Source organism: Agromyces rhizosphaerae (assembly GCF_027925245.1).
GTDB classification, from domain to species: Bacteria; Actinomycetota; Actinomycetes; order Actinomycetales; family Microbacteriaceae; genus Agromyces; species Agromyces rhizosphaerae.
Map to the genome: position 1 here is coordinate 2,652,041 of NZ_BSDP01000001.1, position 17,602 is coordinate 2,669,642.

The window sequence follows — 17,602 nt, forward strand, 5'->3', positions numbered from 1 at the left end:
GCATCCGCTCGCCAGCGCCCCGCGGTCGGGCAGACTGGGGGCGTGATCATCCTCGCCGCCACACCGATCGGCAACCTCGGCGACGCCTCGCCCAGGCTGCGCGACGCGCTCGCACAGGCGACCGTGGTGGCGTCCGAGGACACCCGCGTCACGCAGCGGCTGCTCGCGGCGCTCGGCATCGCGAACCGGCCGCGCCTCATCCCGCTGCACGAGCACAACGAGCGCGCCCGCGCCGCCGAGATCGTCGACCACGCGCGCGATTCCGACGTGCTGGTGCTGACCGACGCGGGCATGCCCACGGTCTCCGACCCGGGCTTCCCGCTCGTGGAGGCGGCCATCGCGGCGGACGTCCAGGTCACCTGCATCCCCGGACCGAGCGCCGTGGTGACCGCCCTCGCGCTCTCGGGCCTGCCGACCGACCGGTTCGCGTTCGAGGGGTTCCTGCCGCGCAAGCACGGCGACCGCGCACGTCGGCTCGCCGACCTCGCCGACGACCCGCGCACGCTCGTCTTCTTCGAGGCGCCGAGCCGAATCCACGCCGGGCTCGCCGACCTCGCCGAGGCGTTCGGCGGCGACCGTCGCGCCGCGGTCGCCCGCGAGCTCACCAAGCTGCACGAGGAGGTGCGCCGCGGCCCGCTCGACGAGCTCGCGGAGTGGGCCGGGCACGGCGTGCGCGGCGAGATCTGCATCGTCGTCGCCGGGGCCGAGCCGAAGCAGGCGGATGCCGCGGAGGCCCTTGCCCGCGTGCAGGCGCTCGTCGCCGGCGGGGAACGCCTGAAGCACGCGGCCGCCGAGGTCGCGGCCGACACGGGGCTCGGCAAGCGCGAGCTGTACGAGGCCGCGCTCGCCGCGCGCGACGGTCGCTGAGCGTCCCTCGCGAATCTCCACCGATTCCCAGCCCGATGGCCCTCGAAAGGGGGACAATAGGGGGTGGAGGCACCGGACAACGCAAGTTGGAGGTGCGTGATGGCACAGGCAGTTCAGTTCAACAGGTTCGGCGGCCCGGAAGTGCTCGAGGTCGTCGACATCGATGCGCCCAGGCCCGGCCCGGGTGAAGTGCTCGTCGAGGTGGTCGCATCCGGGGTGAACCCGGTCGAGACCGCTCGTCGCCGCGGCGTGCACCCCGATCGATCGCCGGTCAGCTTCCCGGCGGGCGAGGGGCGCGACCTCGCGGGCATCGTCGCCGCGGTCGGCCCGGGGGTGACGCGCTTCCAGCCGAACGACTCGGTCATGGGATGGGCCGAGGGCGCCCAGGCGACGTTCGTCGTCGCGCCCGAGTCGCAGCTCATGCGCAAGCCCCCGCACGTCGAGTGGGAGGTCGCGGGCTCGCTGTACGTGGCCGGCACCACGGCGTGGGGCGCGCTGCGCCAGACCGGCGTGGGCGAGGGCGACACGGTCGTGATCACGGCCGCTGCGGGCGGGCTCGGCTGCATCGCCGCGCAGCTCGCCGTGCTGCGGGGCGCGACCGTGTTCGGCACGTCCATTCCCGAGCGGTTCGACTTCCTGCGGCAGCTCGGCGTGCGCCCGCTCGCCTACGGCGACGACCTCGCCGCCCGCGTGCGGGCCGAGGCGCCGGGCGGCGTCGACGCGTTCATCGACTTCCTCGGCACCGGCGACGTGGCCGCCGCCGAGGAGCTCGGCGTGCCGCCGCAGCGCATCACCACGCTCACCGACTGGGACGCGGTCGACGAGCGCGGCGTGGGGCGGGCGGCCGCGGGCGACATGGTCACGCTCGAACGGGTCGCGAGGCTCGTCGAGCAGCGGCAGATCCGCCTGCCCGTCGCCGACATCTTCCCGCTCGAGCGCGTGCAGGACGCCTACCGGGCGATGGAGAAGCGCGATGCGCCGGGCAAGATCGTGATCGGCATGCAGCTCGTGGAATACGCCGGGCAGAAGGTGCGCGGGCCGGCGATCAAGGAGCAGGAGTCGACGCTCGACGTGCCGACCGAGCACGAGCACATGGTGGTGCAGGAGCAGCTGCCGCCGGTGGTCGCGAGCCCGAAGTCGCACGCCGATCGCGTGGCCGGAGCCGGCGGCGGGGGAGGGCGCTCCGCCGCGAGGTAACACGGGTCTGGGGGCATCCGTCGCCCCAATAGAATCGAGGGCATGGCCGACGGCTCCTCGTTCTACATCACCACGCCCATCTTCTACGTCAACGACGTGCCCCACATCGGGCACGCGTACACGGAGGTCGCGGCGGACGTGCTGGCGCGCTGGCACCGGCAGCGGGGCGATGACACCTGGATGCTCACCGGCACCGACGAGCACGGCCAGAAGATCCTGCGCACCGCGACCGCCAACGGCGTGACGCCGCAGGAGTGGGCCGACAAGCTCGTCTCCGAGTCGTGGTTCCCGCTGCTCGGCACGATCGACGTCGCCAACGACGACTTCATCCGCACGACCGATGAGCGCCACGAGGAGGGCGTGCGGAAGTTCATCCAGAAGCTCTACGACGAGGGGCACATCTACACCGGCGAGTACGAGGGGTACTACTGCGTCGGCTGCGAGGAGTACAAGCAGCCGTCCGACCTCATCGCCGGCACGGGCGAGTACGAGGGCCAGCAGGTCTGCGCCATCCACTCCAAGCCGGTCGAGCTGCTGAACGAGAAGAACTACTTCTTCCGCATGTCCGCGTTCGCCGACAAGCTGCTCGCGCTCTACGAGGAGCGGCCCGACTTCGTGCAGCCCGAGTCGGCGCGCAACGAGGTCGTCTCGTTCGTGAAGCAGGGGCTCAGCGACCTGTCGATCTCGCGCTCGACGTTCGACTGGGGCGTGAAGGTGCCGTGGGACGAGTCGCACGTCGTCTACGTCTGGTTCGACGCGCTGCTGAACTACATCACCGCGGTCGGGTACGGCGCCGACGACGCCGAGCTCGCGCGCCGCTGGCCGGCCCACCACATCGTGGGCAAGGACATCCTGCGCTTCCACGCCGTCATCTGGCCGGCCATGCTCATGGCCGCAGGGCTCGACGTGCCGAAGGGCGTCTTCGGCCACGGCTGGCTGCTCGTCGGCGGCGAGAAGATGTCGAAGTCGAAGCTCACCGGCATCGCGCCCGAGGAAATCACGTCGACGTTCGGGTCCGACGCATTCCGCTACTACTTCATGCGCGCGATCGCGTTCGGCCAGGACGGCTCGTTCTCGTGGGAGGACCTCGCGGCGCGCTACCAGGCCGAGCTCGCGAACGGCTTCGGCAACCTCGGCTCGCGCGTGATCGCGATGATCACGCGGTACTTCGACGGTTCGGTGCCGGCCGCCGGCGAGCTGACCGAGGCCGACGAGCGCGTGCTCGACACGGCACGGCGGGTGACGGATGCCGCCCAGGCGGCGATCGACCGCTTCGCGCCGCACGAGGCGCTGGCCAGCGTGTGGGAGCTCGTCGACGTGCTGAACGGGTACATCACCGAGCAGGAGCCGTGGGCGCTGGCGAAGGACCCGGAGCAGCGCGAGCGGCTCGGCACCGTGCTGCACACCGCGTACCGCGGCCTCGGCACGCTCGCCGTGCTGCTCGCGCCCGTGCTGCCGGTCGCGACCGCGAAGCTGTGGTCGGCGCTCGGCGGCTCGGGCGAGGTCTCGGCACAGCGCATCGACCGCGCGGCCGACTGGGCCGGCGCGTCCTCGGTGGGCGCGCTCGAGCCGCTGTTCCCGCGCATCGAGAGCGCGGCGTGACGGACGGTCACCTGCGTTCGCGGGCTGCTCGCGACGGCGGGTCGCCCGCGTACCCGGCGGCCCCCGAGCCGCTCGCGGTGCCCGTCTACGACAACCACACGCACCTCGAGGTGGCCGACGGCGCGATGCCGATCACGCCGGCCGAACATCTCGACCGGGCCGGCGCGGTCGGCATCGCGGGCGTCGTGCAGGTCGGCACCGACGTCGCGACGTCGGAGTGGTCGGCCGCGCTCGCTGCGCGCGACGCGCGCGTGCTCGCGGCGGTGGCGATCCACCCGAACGATGCACCGGAGCTCGCCGCCGCCGGGGCGCTCGACGAGGCGCTGGCCACGATCGACGCGCTTGCTGGGCGGCCGCGGGTCGTCGCCGTGGGGGAGACCGGGCTCGACTGGTACCGCACCGGTGACGACGGGCGCGACGCGCAGTTCCACTCCTTCGAGGCGCACATCGACATCGCCAAGCGCCACGGGCTCGCGCTGCAGATCCACGACCGCGACGCGCACGACGACGTGGTCGCGACCCTGCTGCGGGTCGGCGCGCCCGAGCGCACGGTGTTCCACTGCTTCTCGGGCGACGCGGCGCTCGCCGCCGTGTGCGCCGAGCACGGCTGGTTCATGTCGTTCGCCGGCAACGTCACGTTCAAGAACGCCGAGAACCTGCGCGAGGGGCTGCGCGCTGCTCCCCGCGAACTCGTCATGGTCGAGACGGATGCCCCCTACCTCACGCCCGCCCCGAACCGCGGGCGCCCGAACGCGCCCTACCTCGTGCCGCACACCGTGCGGTTCATGGCCGAGGTGCTCGGCGCTCCGGTCGACGAGTTGTCGGCGGAGATCGCGGCGAACACCGAGCGGGCCTACGGGCGGTGGGACGCCGAGCCGGTTTCGGCGCCGGACGGCGCGCCCCCGGCATCGCCCTCGCGGAATACGTGAGCATCATGGTCGTGGGGGGACGATGAACGCGCATCGGCACGAGGCATCCGACGGCGGCGCGCCCGCGCCCGCGCCGCGGCTGCTCGGCCCCGCCGAGATCCGCGAGCTCGCCGGCTACCTCGGCGTGAGCCCCACCAAGAAGCTCGGCCAGAACTTCGTGCACGACGCCAACACGGTGCGCCGCATCGTGCAGCTCGCCGAGGTGGAGCGCGACGACGTCGTGCTCGAGGTCGGCCCGGGGCTCGGCTCGCTCACGCTCGGCCTGCTCGAGGCCGGCGCCCACGTGGTCGCCGTCGAGATCGACGGCCGCCTCGCCGAGCAGCTCCCGCACACCGTGCAGCTCATGCAGCCGGGCACGCGCATCGACGTCGTGCACGCCGACGCGCTGCGCGTCACCGAGCTGCCCGCCCCGCCGCAGCGCCTCGTCGCGAACCTGCCGTACAACGTCTCCGTGCCCGTGCTGCTGCACCTGCTCGAGCACTTCCCGTCGCTCACGAGCGGCATCGTCATGGTGCAGGCCGAGGTCGGCTACCGGCTCGCCGCGACGCCCGGTTCGAAGGTCTACGGCGCGCCCAGCGCGAAGGCCGCCTGGTACGGCGGCTGGCGCATCGCAGGCCAGGTCTCGCGGCTCGTGTTCTGGCCCGTGCCGAACGTCGACTCGGTGCTCGTGGGGTTCGCGCGCGGCGCGGAGGAGCCCGGCACCGAGGAGGAGCGGCGGCGGACGTTCGCGATCATCGACGCGGCCTTCCAGCAGCGTCGCAAGATGCTCCGCCAGGCGCTCGCGGGCGTGCTGGGCGGCACCAGCTCCGAGGCATCCGCCGTGCTCGAAGCCGCAGGCGTCGACCCCCAGGCCCGTGGCGAGGAGCTCGGCATCGACCAGTTCCTCGCCGTCGCCCGCGCCGCGCGGTAGCGTGTGCCCCATGGCCGTGGGGGGCATGCAGCAGGCGATGGGCGCGGAGGCGCTGGAGGCTGCGACGGGGCGCGACTGGGAGGGCTGGTTCGCCGTGCTCGACGCGGCGGGCGCGGCGTCGTGGACGCACCCGGCGACCGTGAAGTGGCTCGTCGCCCGGCACGACGTGGACCCGTGGTGGACGCAGGGCATCGTCGTCGGGTACCAGCAGGCCCGGGGCATCCGCCAGCCCGGCCAGCGGCAGGACGGCACCTTCGAGGCATCCGTGTCGAAGACCCTGCCGTTCGAGACGGATGCGGCGCTGGACGCGGCCGTGCGGGTGGTCTCGGCCGAGCTCGGGCGTGCGCCCGATGCCGAGAACCGCACGGCGAAGCATCCGAATGCCCGCTGGAAGCTCGACGACGGCGAAAAGCTCGCCGCGCAGGCCACGCCCGGGGGTGCGAAGACGTCGATCACGCTCACCTGGAGCCGCATGGCCGACGGCGAGCGGTTCGCCGAGGTGAAGGAGCGGCTGCGGACCTGGCTCGCGCGAGCCGCGGGATAGGTTGGAGCCATGACGCTCGCCGAAGCCACCCCCGTCGTGCACGTGCGGGCGCCCGGCAAGATCAACCTCTTCATGCGGGTCGGCGGGCTGGAGCCCGACGGGTACCACGACGTCGCGACGGCGTACCAGGCGGTGTCGCTCTACGAGGACGTGCGGGCGTACCCGGCGGAGGACATCTCGGTCGCCTTCGGCGGGTCGATCGACACGTCGGGGCTGCCCGTCGACGACACCAACCTCGCCATTCGGGCGGCGCGGATGCTGGCTGCGCACGCGGGCGTCGACACCGGCGTGCACCTGGCGATCGACAAGCACGTGCCGATCGCCGGGGGCATGGGCGGCGGGTCTGCGGATGCGGCGGCCGCCCTGGTCGCCTGCGATGCGCTGTGGGAGCTGGGGCTCTCGAAGGAGGACCTGCACGGCTTCGCCGCGCGGCTCGGGGCCGACGTGCCGTTCTCGCTGGCCGGCGGCACCGCGATCGGCACCGGGCGCGGCGACCGGCTGAGCCCCGCGCTCGCGACCGGCTCGTTCCACTGGGTGCTCGCGATCGCCGAGTTCGGCATCTCGACGCCCGCGGTGTACTCGGAGCTCGACCGCCAGCGCGGCGGCGGGGCCATGCCGGGGTCGCGGCGGCCCGAGGTCGACGCGGCAGTGCTGCAGGCGCTGCGGGCGGGAGACCCGGTTCGGCTCGCCGATGCCCTGCACAACGACCTGCAGGCGGCGACGCTCGAGCTCGCGCCCGGGCTCGGCGGCATCCTGCAGCTCGGCGCCGACCACGGCGCGCTCGCGGGCCTCGTCTCCGGCTCGGGCCCCACGGTCGCGTTCCTCGCGGCCGACGCCGACGCCGCCCTCGAGCTCCAGGTCGCCCTCTCCGCCTCGCGCCTCACCGCGATCCGCGCGCACGGCCCCGTCCCCGGCGCGCGCGTCCTCCCCGCCTGACGCCCGCCCCGCCCGCCCGCCCCTTCTGCCGCCGAGCCTGCACGATTCGTCGTTCTCAGCGCTCAGAACGACGAATCGTGCAGGCTCACCGAGGGACAGCGACGGCGCAGCGGAAGGTCAGCACGGGGCGCCATGGGCTCGTAGGCGGGCGCGGATGCGGGCGACCGTTTCGGGCGTACGGCGGAACAGGTCGTCGGAGGTCAGCTGGACCACGGCCCATCCCAGGTCCTCGAGGCGCTCTCGCCGGAGGATGTCGCGCTTGAATCGCTCCCGGTCCCGGTGCACGTCGCCGTCGTACTCGACCGCGACCTTCCACCTCTCCCAGGCGAGATCGAGGATCGCGACGAGCACTGCACCCGAGTAGACACGCACGTTCAAAGCGGGCTCGGGCAGCCCGGAGCCGAGCAGCACGAGGCGGGTCTTCGTCTCCATGGGGGAGACTGCGCCGAAGCGGACATCGTCGAGTGCGCCACGCATTGCCCGGACGTGTCGCGCACCTGCGCGCTCCGCGACGGCAGTACGCAGCGCGCTCATCGTGGTCAGGCCGGGCGGGCCACCGACGGGTGCGTGGCCGGTGATCAGATGGTCGCCGACCACGACGAGATCGTTGTGGTCGAGAACCCCGGCGAGTTCGCACCACGTGTCGATCGGCGTGCTGCTGCGCAGAGAGTGCGCACCTACCCTGATCAGCGACTGATCCCGCCTGAGCTCGTGACCAACGACCCCCCGAGATCGGGGGAGGCCGGCTCCCTTCGGCGCAGACACATGGAGTGGCCCGGACGCTGCTCGGGACGGCAGCGGCAGCCCGAGGAGCGTGGCCGCCGAGGTATACGAGAACGATTGGGTCGGCGGCATCCGTGCGGCGTACGCGAGGATCCGGTCCATCGCATCGGTCGGCTCCGCCAGCGAGACCGAGCCGAAGTAGGGGCGCCGGATGTCCGATCGCCGCAGACGAGATGCGCTGACCCCGAGTTCGCCCGCCGCTCGCACGGACACAGGTGCACGTCGCATGGCATCGGGGAGTTGAGCTGGACGTCGCATCTCGGCATCCTCACCCTTCCGCGCCCCGCTGAGCCCCCATCCCCCGTTCCCGCACGAATCCCGCAGTTGTCCACAGCCACGAACCTGCATAATTCGTCGTTCTCAGCGCTCAGAGCGACGAATCCTGCAGGCTCGGCGGCTCTTGCGCGCGGGTAGGCTCGGACGGACATGGCACACCTCCTCGGCGGCGAACGGCTGCACCTCGAGTACCCCACCCGCGTCGTCTTCGACGAGGTGACGATCGGGCTCGACGAGGGCGACCGGGTCGGCATCGTCGGGCGCAACGGCGACGGCAAGTCGACGCTGCTGCGGCTGCTCGCGGGCAGGCTGGAGCCGGATGCGGGGCGGGTGACGCGGCGCAGGGGCATCCGCGTCGGCATGCTCGACCAGGCCGACACCGTCGACCCGCAGCACACGGTCGCGCACGCGGTCGTCGGCGGCATCGACGAGCACGAGTGGGCGGGCGACGCACGCACGCGCGACGTGATCGGCGGGCTGCTCGCGGACGTCCCGTGGCAGGCGCGCGTCGGCGACCTGAGCGGCGGGCAGCGGCGCCGCGTCGCGCTCGCCGCGCTGCTCGTCGGCGACTGGGACGTGCTCTTCCTCGACGAGCCGACGAACCACCTCGACGTCGAGGGCATCGCCTGGCTCGCCCAGCACATCAAGACGAGATGGCCCGCCGGCCAGGGCGCGTTCGTCGTCGTCACGCACGACCGCTGGTTCCTCGACGAGGTGTGCACGGCGACGTGGGAGGTGCACGACCGCATCCTCGAGCCGTTCGAGGGCGGGTACGCGGCGTACATCCTGCAGCGCGTCGAGCGCGATCGCATGGCGGCGGCATCCGAGGCCAAGCGCCGCAACCTCGCCCGCAAGGAACTCGCGTGGCTGCGCCGCGGCGCCCCGGCCCGCACGAGCAAGCCGAAGTTCCGCATCGAGGCGGCGAACCAGCTCATCGAGGGCGAGCCACCGGTGCGCGACAGCGTCGAGCTGTCGAGCCTCGCGGTCGCGCGCCTCGGCAAGGACGTCGTCGACCTGATCGACGCCGGGGTCGAGGTGACAGATGCCACGAGCGGCACGCCGCGCCAGATCCTGCGCGACATCGAATGGCGCATCGCCCCGGGCGAGCGCACCGGCATCCTCGGCGTGAACGGTGCGGGCAAGTCCACGCTGCTGGGCCTCGTCACGGGCGCGGTCGAGCCGACGAGCGGACGCGTGAAGCGCGGCAAGACGGTGCGCATCGCGAGCCTCACGCAGCAGCTCGACGAGCTGGAGGGCCTCGGCGACGAGCGCGTCAGCGCGATCATCGGCCGCCAGAAGTCGAGCTACGTCGCCGGCGGCACCGAGCTCACGCCCGGCCAGCTGCTCGAGCGCCTCGGCTTCACAAGCGCGCAGCTCTCGACCCCGGTGAAGGACCTCTCGGGCGGCCAGAAGCGGCGCCTGCAGCTGCTGCTCATCCTGCTCGAGGAGCCGAACGTGCTGATCCTCGACGAGCCCACCAACGACCTCGACACCGACATGCTCGCCGCCATCGAGGACCTCCTCGACACCTGGCCCGGCACGCTCCTCGTCGTCAGCCACGACCGCTACCTCGTCGAGCGCGTCACCGACCAGCAGTACGCCGTCATGGAGGGCCACCTCCGCCACCTGCCCGGTGGCGTCGAGCAGTACCTCGAACTGCGCAGGCGGTCGACGGATGCGGGTGCCGGCGCGTCCGCCGTCGCCGCGGCGACCACCACGCAGGCGCCCGCCACGCCGGTCGCATCGGCGCTCACCGGCGCCGCGCGCCGCGCTGCCGAGAAGGAGCTCGCGTCGATCGACCGCCGGCTCGAGAAGCTGCAGCGCGAGATCGCCGACGCGCACGAGCGCCTGGCCGCGCACGACCAGACGGACTTCACCGGGCTCGGCGTGCTCACTGTGGAGCTCGGTGAGCTCGAGGCATCCGTCGCCGACCTCGAGACCCGGTGGCTGGAGCTGAGCGAGCAGCTCGAGGCGTAGACCGGCAGGGCGAGCGGATGCCCCGGGGCAGACCTACGTACCCAGCTCGTCGAACCCGAGGCTGAGCTTGCGCAGCAGGTTCGCGAGTCGGTTGCGCTCGGCGGCGGGCAGTGAGCCGAGCAGCTCGGCCTCGGCGTCGACGAGGCGCGTGATGGCGGCGTCGACGCGGTTGAGTCCGGCGGTCGACATGACGACGAGGATGCCGCGGCCGTCGTTCGGGTCGGTCTGGCGCGACACGAGCCCGCGCTCGACGAGCCGGTCGATGCGGTTCGTCATGGTGCCGCTCGAGACGAGCGTCTGCTGCAGGAGCGCCTTGGGTGAGAGGCGGTAGGGCTCGCCGGCGCGGCGCAGCGCGGAGAGCACGTCGAACTCCCACGACTCGAGCTCCGAACGGGCGAACGCGGTGCGGCGGGCGCGGTCGAGGTGCTTCGCGAGGCGCGCGACGCGGCTCAGCACCTGCAGCGGCGCGAAGTCGAGGTCGGGGCGCTCGCGCTCCCAGTCGTCGACGATGCGGTCGACCTCGTCTGCCTCGGCCATTGCTCCAGTATCGCGGGTCGGACGGGTCCATTCGGTGATCGCAGCGCTGACGGGCACGCCGACACGCGTCAGTGGCGAACTCCGCGGGCCGAAGGTCCCCGCCGCCCGCGCCGGCCGGGGCAGTCTGGAGGCATGGCACACGTCCTCGTCGCCTACGCGACGAAGCACCACTCCACCGCCGAGATCGCCGAGGCGATCGCCGACGAACTCCGCGCACGGGGCCACGTCGCCGAGGCGACGGAAGCGGGCCACGCGACCGCCGCGGGCTTCGACGCGGTCGTGCTCGGCAGCGCCATGTACCTGGGCCGATGGCGCCGCGAGGCCCGGCACTTCCTCTCGCACGAGCGCGCGCGTCTCGAGGCGATGCCGTTCTGGGTCTTCAGCTCCGGTCCGATCGGTGAGCCGAAGGCCGATGCGCCGCCCGAGGAGGACAAGTGGCTCGAGCCGCGGAAGGTCATCGAGCAGGCCGAGGAGCTGGGCGTGCGCGAGCACGTCGTCTTCGGCGGCCGTGTGCCCGAGGATCCGGGCAACTTCATGGAGCGTTCGATGCTCGAGAACACCCCGGAGGAGTTCCGCGACCGCCGCGACTGGGACGAGATCCGCGCCTGGGCCGACCGCATCGCCGACGCGCTGCCGGCCTGAGCCACCCCGCCCGCCGACACCGCCGCGCGCACCCCCGCATGGCAGACTTGGACGCGCGCGTGCCCGCCTGCGGGAGCGCGCGGTCCGCCATGGTGTAACGGCAGCACGACAGCCTTTGGAGCTGTGAAGTCCAGGTTCGAATCCTGGTGGCGGAGCATGACCGATGAGAAGCTCGCCGTCGTCGTCCTCGCCGCCGGGCAGGGCACGCGCATGAAGTCCGCCACGCCGAAGCTGCTGCACCCGCTCGCGGGCGCGCCGATGATCGCGCACGTGCTCGCCACGGCGCGCGAGCTCGACGCCGCGTACGTCGTCGCGGTGGTGCGGCACGAGCGCGACCAGGTCGCCGAGGCGATCCTCGCCGAGTACCCCGACGCGATCATCGTCGACCAGGACGAGGTGCCCGGCACCGGCCGCGCCGTCGAGCAGGCGGTCGCCGCGCTGCCCGACGACTTCGACGGCGACGTGCTCGTGCTGAACGGCGACGTGCCGCTGTTGAACGCGGGCACGCTGCACGGGTTCCTCGAGCGCCACCGTGACGCAACCAGCGTCGCATCCGTGCTCTCGGCCGTCTACGACGACGCCACGGGCTACGGCCGCATCGTGCGCACCGCCGAGGGGGCGCTCGACCGCATCGTCGAGCAGAAGGATGCGACGAGCGAGGAGCTCGCCCTGCAGGAGGCGAACGCCGGGGTGTACGCCTTCGGCGTGCAGGAGCTGCGCGACCAGCTCGCGAACCTCACCACCGACAACGCGCAGGGCGAGAAGTACCTCACCGACATGATCGCGCTGCTGCGCCGCGCGGGCTCCGAGGTGTCGGCCGTGCCGGTGTCGGAGCCGTGGCTCGTCGCCGGCGTGAACGACCGCGCACAGCTCTCCGAGGCCGCACTCCGGCTGAACGCCCTCATCATCCGCGGCTGGCAGCTGAACGGCGTCACCGTGCAGGACCCGGCCTCCACCTGGATCGACCTCAAGGCGCGCATCGCGCCCGACGTGACGATCCTGCCCGGCTCGCACATCCAGGGCGCGACCGTCATCGAGTCCGGCGCAGTGATCGGACCCGACACGACGCTGCTCGACTGCGAGGTCGGCGCGGGGGCGACGGTCAAGCGAACGGATGCCACCCTGTCGGTCATCGGCGCCGGGGCATCCGTCGGGCCCTTCTCGTACCTGCGCCCGGGCACTGCGCTCGGCGCGGACGGAAAGATCGGCACGTTCGTCGAGACGAAGAACGCCACGATCGGCGAGGGCAGCAAGGTGCCGCACCTGTCGTACGTGGGCGACGCGACGATCGGCGAGGGCGCGAACATCGGCGCCGGCTCGATCTTCGCCAACTACGACGGGGTGAACAAGCACCACTCCGAGGTCGGCGCGCACGTGCGGACCGGCTCCCACGGCGTGTTCGTCGCTCCCGTTAGGATTGGCGACGGAGCGTACACGGGAGCGGGGACGGTCGTGCGCAAGGACGTACCGGCCGGCGCGCTCGCGGTGAACGTCGCCCCCCAGCGCAACCTGCCGGGGTGGGTGCAGCAGCATCGACCCGGGTCGGCCGCGGCGGAGGCGGCGGAGGCCGCGGCACCCGCTGCGACGGACGACGAGACGGACGCCGGCTGAGCCGGGGGAGGGACCACCAGCGGATGTCGAGCATCAGGAGCAAGACGACCAAGCAACTCGTCCTCGTGACGGGGCGCGCGCACCCGGCTCTGGCCGAGGCGATCGCGAGCGAGCTCGACACCGAGCTCGTCGAGTCGGACTCGCGTACCTTCGCCAACGGCGAGATCTACGCGCGCTTCAGCCAGAGCGTGCGCGGCTGCGACGTGTTCGTCATCCAGTCGCATCCGTCGCCCATCAACGAGTGGCTCATGGAGCAGCTCATCATGCTCGACGCGCTGAAGCGCGCGTCGGCCAAGCGCGTCACCGTGGTCTCGCCGTTCTACCCGTACGCCCGGCAGGACAAGAAGGGCCGCGGCCGCGAGCCCATCTCGGCGCGCCTCGTCGCCGACCTGTACAAGACCGCCGGCGCCGACCGCATCATGTCGGTCGACCTGCACGCGGCGCAGATCCAGGGCTTCTTCGACGGCCCCGTCGACCATCTCTTCGCCATGCCGGTGCTGCTCGAGCACTTCAAGAAGAAGCTCGACCCCGAGACCCTCACGGTCGTCTCGCCCGACATGGGCCGCGTGCGCGTCGCCGACATCTGGAGCGACAAGCTCGGTGCACCGCTCGCCATCATCCACAAGCGCCGCGACCCGCTGGTGCCGAACCAGGTCTCGGTGCACGAGATCGTCGGCGAGGTCGAGGGCCGCACCTGCCTGCTCGTCGACGACCTCATCGACACGGGCCGCACCATCGTGAAGGCCGCCGAGGCGCTGAAGAAGAACGGCGCGACCAACATCGTCGTCGCCGCGACCCACGCCGTGTTCTCGCCGCCCGCGACCGAGCTGCTGCAGAGCGAGTTCATCGACGAGGTCGTCGTGACCGACACCCTGCCGCTGCCGCCCGAGAAGCACTGGGACCGCCTGACCGTGCTGTCGATCGCGCCGCTGCTCGCGCGCGCGATCCACGAGGTCTTCGACGACGGGTCGGTCACCAGCATGTTCGACGGGGCCGCATAGATGTCGGATGCCTCCAGCGCACCCTGGCTCGCAAGCTACGCGCCGGGCGTGCCGCACCACCTCGACGCGCCCACGGGGTCGCTCATCGACCTCATCCACGAGTCGGTCGCGCAGTACCCCGACCGGCCGGCGCTGGAGTTCTTCGGCCGCGTCACGACCTACGCCGAGCTCGGCGAGCAGATCGACCGCGCCGCCGAGGGGCTCCGCAAGCTCGGCGTGCAGCAGGGTGACCCGGTCGCGATCGTGCTGCCGAACTGCCCGCAGCACATCGTGGCGTTCTACGCGATCCTCCGGCTCGGCGCGATCGTCGTCGAGCACAACCCGCTCTACACGCCGCGCGAACTGCGCCACCAGTTCGAGGACCACGGCGCCCGAGTGGTCGTCGCCTGGAACAAGGTCGTCGAGACCATCCAGGACTTCCCCGACGACATCGCCCAGCGGCACATCGTGTCGGTCGACGTCACCCGTGCGATGCCGTTCGGCACGCGCGCGGCGCTGCGCCTGCCGATCGCGAAGGCCCGCGAGGCACGCGAGGCGCTCACCACGGACGTGCACGACACCGTGACCTGGCGCGAGCTCGTGGCATCCGACCGCATCGAGCCCCACATCCACGCGCCGCGCGTCGGCGACGTGGCGCTCATCCAGTACACGAGCGGTACGACCGGCCGGCCGAAGGGTGCGACGCTCACGCACGCGAACCTGCTCGCGAACGCCGCGCAGGCGCGCGCGTGGGTGCCCGAGATCCCGCGCGGCACATCGGTCGTCTACGCCGTGCTGCCCATGTTCCACGCCTACGGGCTGACGCTCTGCCTCACGTTCGCGATGAGCATGGGCGCGCGCCTCGTGCTGTTCCCGCGCTTCGACCCCGACCTGGTGCTGAAGGTGGTGCGGAAGCACCCGCCGACGTTCCTGCCGGCCGTGCCGCCGATCTACGAGCGCCTCACTGCGGCCGCAGCCGAGCAGGGCGTGTCGCTCGAGGGCATCTCGATCGCGATCTCGGGGGCGATGCCGCTGTCGGCGTCGGTCGTCGAGCCGTGGGAGGCGAAGACCGGCGGGTACCTCGTCGAGGGGTACGGCCTGTCGGAGACGTCGCCGGTGCTCATGGCGAACCCGGTCGCGACGACCCGTCGTGCGGGCACGGTCGGCCTGCCGCTGCCCGACACCGAGGTGCGCGTGGTCGACCCGGATGCGCCGACCGAGGACGTGCCCGCGGGCGAGCGCGGCGAGCTCGTCGTGCGCGGACCGCAGGTGTTCAGCGGCTACTGGAACCGCCCCGAGGAGACGGCCGAGGTCTTCGTCGACGACCCCGACGGCGGCGCGCCATGGTTCCGCACCGGCGACATCGTCACGATCGACGACGGCGGCTTCGTGCGCATCGTCGACCGCATCAAGGAGCTCATCATCACGGGCGGCTTCAACGTCGCGCCGAGCGAGGTTGAAGACGTCATCCGCCAGCACCCCGACGTCGCCGACTGCGCAGTCGTCGGCATGCCCGACGAGCACTCGGGGGAGCACGTCGTGGCCGCGGTCGTGCTCCAGCCGGGCGCGACGCTCGACCCCGAGGCGATCCGCACCGCCGTGCGCGACCGGCTGACGCCCTACAAGGTGCCGCGCCGCGTCGTCGAGGTCGACGACCTCCCGCGCTCGCTGATCGGCAAGGTCATCCGCCGGCAGGTGCGCGAGCAGCTGGAGGCGTAGCGTTCGAAGGGCCGAGCGGATGCCCCTGAGGCGCCGTTCGCTCGCTTGGTGATCGATCGCGATCCAATCCTAAAGAAGTCTTGCACAAGAAGTCTTTAGAGTTGTAGCCTCGTCACATGGCAGGCTCAGACGAGCGGATGCAGGCGGGCGACCCCGCGCGCATCCGCGCCCTCGCGCACCCCATCCGCCTCGCGCTCCTCGAGGTGCTCGGCGACGTGGTCGACGCGACCGCGACCGAGTGCGCCGAGCGCGTGGGGGAGTCGGTCGCGAGCGCGTCGTTCCACCTGCGCCAGCTCGAGAAGTACGGCTACATCGAACGCGCAGAGCCGCGCGGGCGCGAGAAGCCCTGGCGATTGGTGGCCCGTACGGTGCGGCATCCGGCGCCCACCCCCGACGTCGCCGACTCGATGGCGTCGGTGCTCGGCCTCGCCGGCATCGTCGTCGACCGCCAGTACGCCCGCCTGCGCGAGTACATCGCCGTCGCCGAGCGCGGCGGCCTCGAGGACGACTGGCTGGGCTCGTCGATGGTTGGCACGTCGAGCTTCTGGGCCACCCGCGACGAGCTCGCCGAACTCGGCGAGAGCATCCTCGCCCTCCTCGAGCCGTTCGAGGGGCGCATCGCCGACCCGACGCTGCGGCCCGAAGGTGCTCGGCTCGCGCGCATGTTCGCGACCCTCAACGCCGACCCCGACTCGGTGCCCACCGGGGCGCCGACCAGCACCACCGACGAGACAGGAGCAGGATCATGACCGCCCCCGAGACCCAGGCGACGGATGCCCGTCGCCGCATGCCCGCAGCCTGGCAGCGCCGACCGTTCCGCCGCCTCGCCGGCGCGTGGGTCTTCAGCAACATCGGCGACAGCGCGCTGTTCCTGATGATGGCGGTCTGGGTGAACGACCTCACCGGTTCGGGCTCCGCCGCCGCGATCGTCTTCGTGATGTTCGGGCTCGCCGCGCTCAGCGCCCCGTTCCTGGGCGAGGTCGCCGACCGGTTCTCGCGCCGCAAGCTGCTCGCGCTCGCGAACGCCGCCATGGTGCCGCTGCTGCTCGTGCTGCTGTTCGTGCAGGAGGCATCCGATGTCTGGATCATCTACGTCGTCATGCTGCTGTACGGCTGCGTCGGGTACCTCACGGCGGCCGCGCAGTCGGGGCTGATCCGCGACCTGCTGCCCGACGAGGAGCTCGCCTCGGGCAACGGCCTGCTCTCGACGATCGACCAGGCCGCGCGCCTGCTCTCGCCGCTCATCGGCACGGCGCTGTACGTCTTCGCCGGCCCCGTCTGGGTCATCGGCACGACCATGGCGACGTTCGCCATCGCGTCGGTGCTCATCGCCCGCATCGACCTGCAGGAGACCCCGCCGACGCCCGCCGCCGAGCGCGCGCACTACTGGACCGAGCTCGGCGCGGGCGTGCGCCATATCGCCGCCTCGCCCATGCTCGCCCTCTTCACGATCGTGATCACCGTCGCGTTCGCGTCGACCGGCCTGTCGAACGCGACCATCTTCCCGGCGCTCGGCGGCCTCGGGCTCGACAGCGCGTGGCTCGGCATCATCGTCACCGCGCAGGGCGTGGGTTCGCTCATCGGCGGCATCACCGCCGCGCGGGTCGTCGGCCGGCTGGGGGAGTCGCGCACCATCGCGCTCGGCGTCGCCATCGTCGGCCTCGGCCTGCTGCCGACCGCGGGCTGGTGGGCGTGGCTCGCGGTCGCCGCGATCCCGTTCGTCGGTCTCGGCGTCGTCTGGGTCATCGTCGCCTACGCGACGCACCGCCAGCGCACCACGCCCGCCCGCCTGCAGGGCCGTGTCGGTGCCGCCGCGAACCTCGCGATCAACGTGCCGCAGACCCTCGCGACGCTGCTCGGCGCCGCCCTGCTCGGCATCGTCGACTACCGGCTGCTCATCGTGGCGAACGTGCTCGTCGTGCTCGGCGCGGCGGTTGCGGCGGTGTGGCCGCGGCGGGTGCGGGCGGACGCTCCGGCAGCGAACCGACCGAGGCTGCCTGACGCGGAAACGGTCGAAGCGTCCCCAGGCCCGGATCCCAGCGCCTGAAGCTCGGCAGAATGGCACGGTGCCTTCCACCTTCGTCCTGCTGAC

The 17,602-nt window shown here is 72.2% G+C and carries 16 protein-coding genes and 1 tRNA gene; 15 read left to right on the plus strand and 2 right to left on the minus strand.

The window, feature by feature from the left end; genetic code table 11:
- Positions 1–42: 42 nt before the first annotated feature.
- The 7 genes from rsmI (at position 43) to QMG39_RS12560 (ending at position 6,985) form a co-directional block, all read left to right on the plus strand.
- Positions 43–867, plus strand: coding sequence for a 16S rRNA (cytidine(1402)-2'-O)-methyltransferase (gene rsmI / locus QMG39_RS12530; RefSeq protein ID WP_281885470.1), 825 nt, complete (start codon positions 43–45; stop codon positions 865–867).
- Positions 868–966: 99 nt separating this feature from the next.
- A complete protein-coding gene (locus QMG39_RS12535; protein WP_281885472.1) occupies positions 967–2,064 on the plus strand; it encodes an NADP-dependent oxidoreductase in 1,098 nt (365 codons plus the stop codon).
- 42 nt (positions 2,065–2,106) lie between these two features.
- On the plus strand, positions 2,107–3,666 hold the full coding sequence (gene metG / locus QMG39_RS12540; RefSeq protein WP_281885474.1) for a methionine--tRNA ligase: 1,560 nt from the start codon (positions 2,107–2,109) through the stop codon (positions 3,664–3,666).
- Positions 3,663–4,595, plus strand: a complete 933-nt coding sequence (locus tag QMG39_RS12545; RefSeq protein WP_281885476.1) for a TatD family hydrolase — start codon at positions 3,663–3,665, stop codon at positions 4,593–4,595. The genes metG and QMG39_RS12545 overlap by 4 nt, the downstream gene beginning before the upstream one ends.
- A 22-nt stretch (positions 4,596–4,617) precedes the next feature.
- The gene (rsmA, locus tag QMG39_RS12550; RefSeq protein WP_281885478.1) at positions 4,618–5,505 is read left to right on the plus strand and encodes a 16S rRNA (adenine(1518)-N(6)/adenine(1519)-N(6))-dimethyltransferase RsmA; all 888 of its coding nucleotides are present in this window, start codon (positions 4,618–4,620) and stop codon (positions 5,503–5,505) included.
- Positions 5,506–5,515: 10 nt separating this feature from the next.
- Complete coding sequence (locus QMG39_RS12555; RefSeq protein WP_281885480.1) at positions 5,516–6,049, plus strand: hypothetical protein; 534 nt, start codon at positions 5,516–5,518, stop codon at positions 6,047–6,049.
- 9 nt (positions 6,050–6,058) lie between these two features.
- Positions 6,059–6,985, plus strand: coding sequence for a 4-(cytidine 5'-diphospho)-2-C-methyl-D-erythritol kinase (locus QMG39_RS12560; RefSeq protein WP_281885482.1), 927 nt, complete (start codon positions 6,059–6,061; stop codon positions 6,983–6,985).
- 117 nt (positions 6,986–7,102) lie between these two features.
- Here QMG39_RS12560 and QMG39_RS12565 read toward each other — a convergent pair whose 3' ends face one another.
- On the minus strand, positions 7,103–8,026 hold the full coding sequence (locus tag QMG39_RS12565) for an endonuclease domain-containing protein (protein WP_281885484.1): 924 nt from the start codon (positions 8,024–8,026) through the stop codon (positions 7,103–7,105).
- Between the two features lie 168 nt (positions 8,027–8,194).
- On the opposite strand from QMG39_RS12565, the gene QMG39_RS12570 reads away from it, so the two are divergent.
- Positions 8,195–10,021 (plus strand): ABC-F family ATP-binding cassette domain-containing protein, encoded by a 1,827-nt coding sequence (locus tag QMG39_RS12570; RefSeq protein ID WP_281885486.1) that lies wholly within the window; start codon positions 8,195–8,197, stop codon positions 10,019–10,021.
- Positions 10,022–10,054: 33 nt separating this feature from the next.
- Here QMG39_RS12570 and QMG39_RS12575 read toward each other — a convergent pair whose 3' ends face one another.
- Complete coding sequence (locus tag QMG39_RS12575) at positions 10,055–10,558, minus strand: MarR family winged helix-turn-helix transcriptional regulator (protein ID WP_281885488.1); 504 nt, start codon at positions 10,556–10,558, stop codon at positions 10,055–10,057.
- A gap of 132 nt (positions 10,559–10,690) precedes the next feature.
- Here QMG39_RS12575 and QMG39_RS12580 point away from each other — a divergent pair, with 132 nt between their 5' ends.
- From QMG39_RS12580 to QMG39_RS12610, 7 genes are all read left to right on the plus strand, one after another.
- Positions 10,691–11,200, plus strand: a complete 510-nt coding sequence (locus QMG39_RS12580; RefSeq protein WP_281885490.1) for a flavodoxin domain-containing protein — start codon at positions 10,691–10,693, stop codon at positions 11,198–11,200.
- Between the two features lie 83 nt (positions 11,201–11,283).
- Positions 11,284–11,355, plus strand: a tRNA-Gln gene (locus QMG39_RS12585).
- A 1-nt stretch (position 11,356) separates the two neighbouring features.
- A complete protein-coding gene (glmU, locus tag QMG39_RS12590) occupies positions 11,357–12,811 on the plus strand; it encodes a bifunctional UDP-N-acetylglucosamine diphosphorylase/glucosamine-1-phosphate N-acetyltransferase GlmU (RefSeq protein WP_281885492.1) in 1,455 nt (484 codons plus the stop codon).
- Positions 12,812–12,834: 23 nt separating this feature from the next.
- Positions 12,835–13,812: a ribose-phosphate diphosphokinase gene (locus QMG39_RS12595; protein WP_281885494.1), complete on the plus strand. Its 978-nt coding sequence runs from the start codon at positions 12,835–12,837 to the stop codon at positions 13,810–13,812.
- Positions 13,813–15,510, plus strand: coding sequence for a long-chain-fatty-acid--CoA ligase (locus tag QMG39_RS12600; RefSeq protein ID WP_281885496.1), 1,698 nt, complete (start codon positions 13,813–13,815; stop codon positions 15,508–15,510).
- A 116-nt stretch (positions 15,511–15,626) separates the two neighbouring features.
- On the plus strand, positions 15,627–16,259 hold the full coding sequence (locus tag QMG39_RS12605; RefSeq protein ID WP_281885498.1) for an ArsR/SmtB family transcription factor: 633 nt from the start codon (positions 15,627–15,629) through the stop codon (positions 16,257–16,259).
- On the plus strand, positions 16,256–17,557 hold the full coding sequence (locus tag QMG39_RS12610) for an MFS transporter (RefSeq protein ID WP_281885500.1): 1,302 nt from the start codon (positions 16,256–16,258) through the stop codon (positions 17,555–17,557). The genes QMG39_RS12605 and QMG39_RS12610 overlap by 4 nt, the downstream gene beginning before the upstream one ends.
- Positions 17,558–17,602 lie beyond the last annotated feature (45 nt).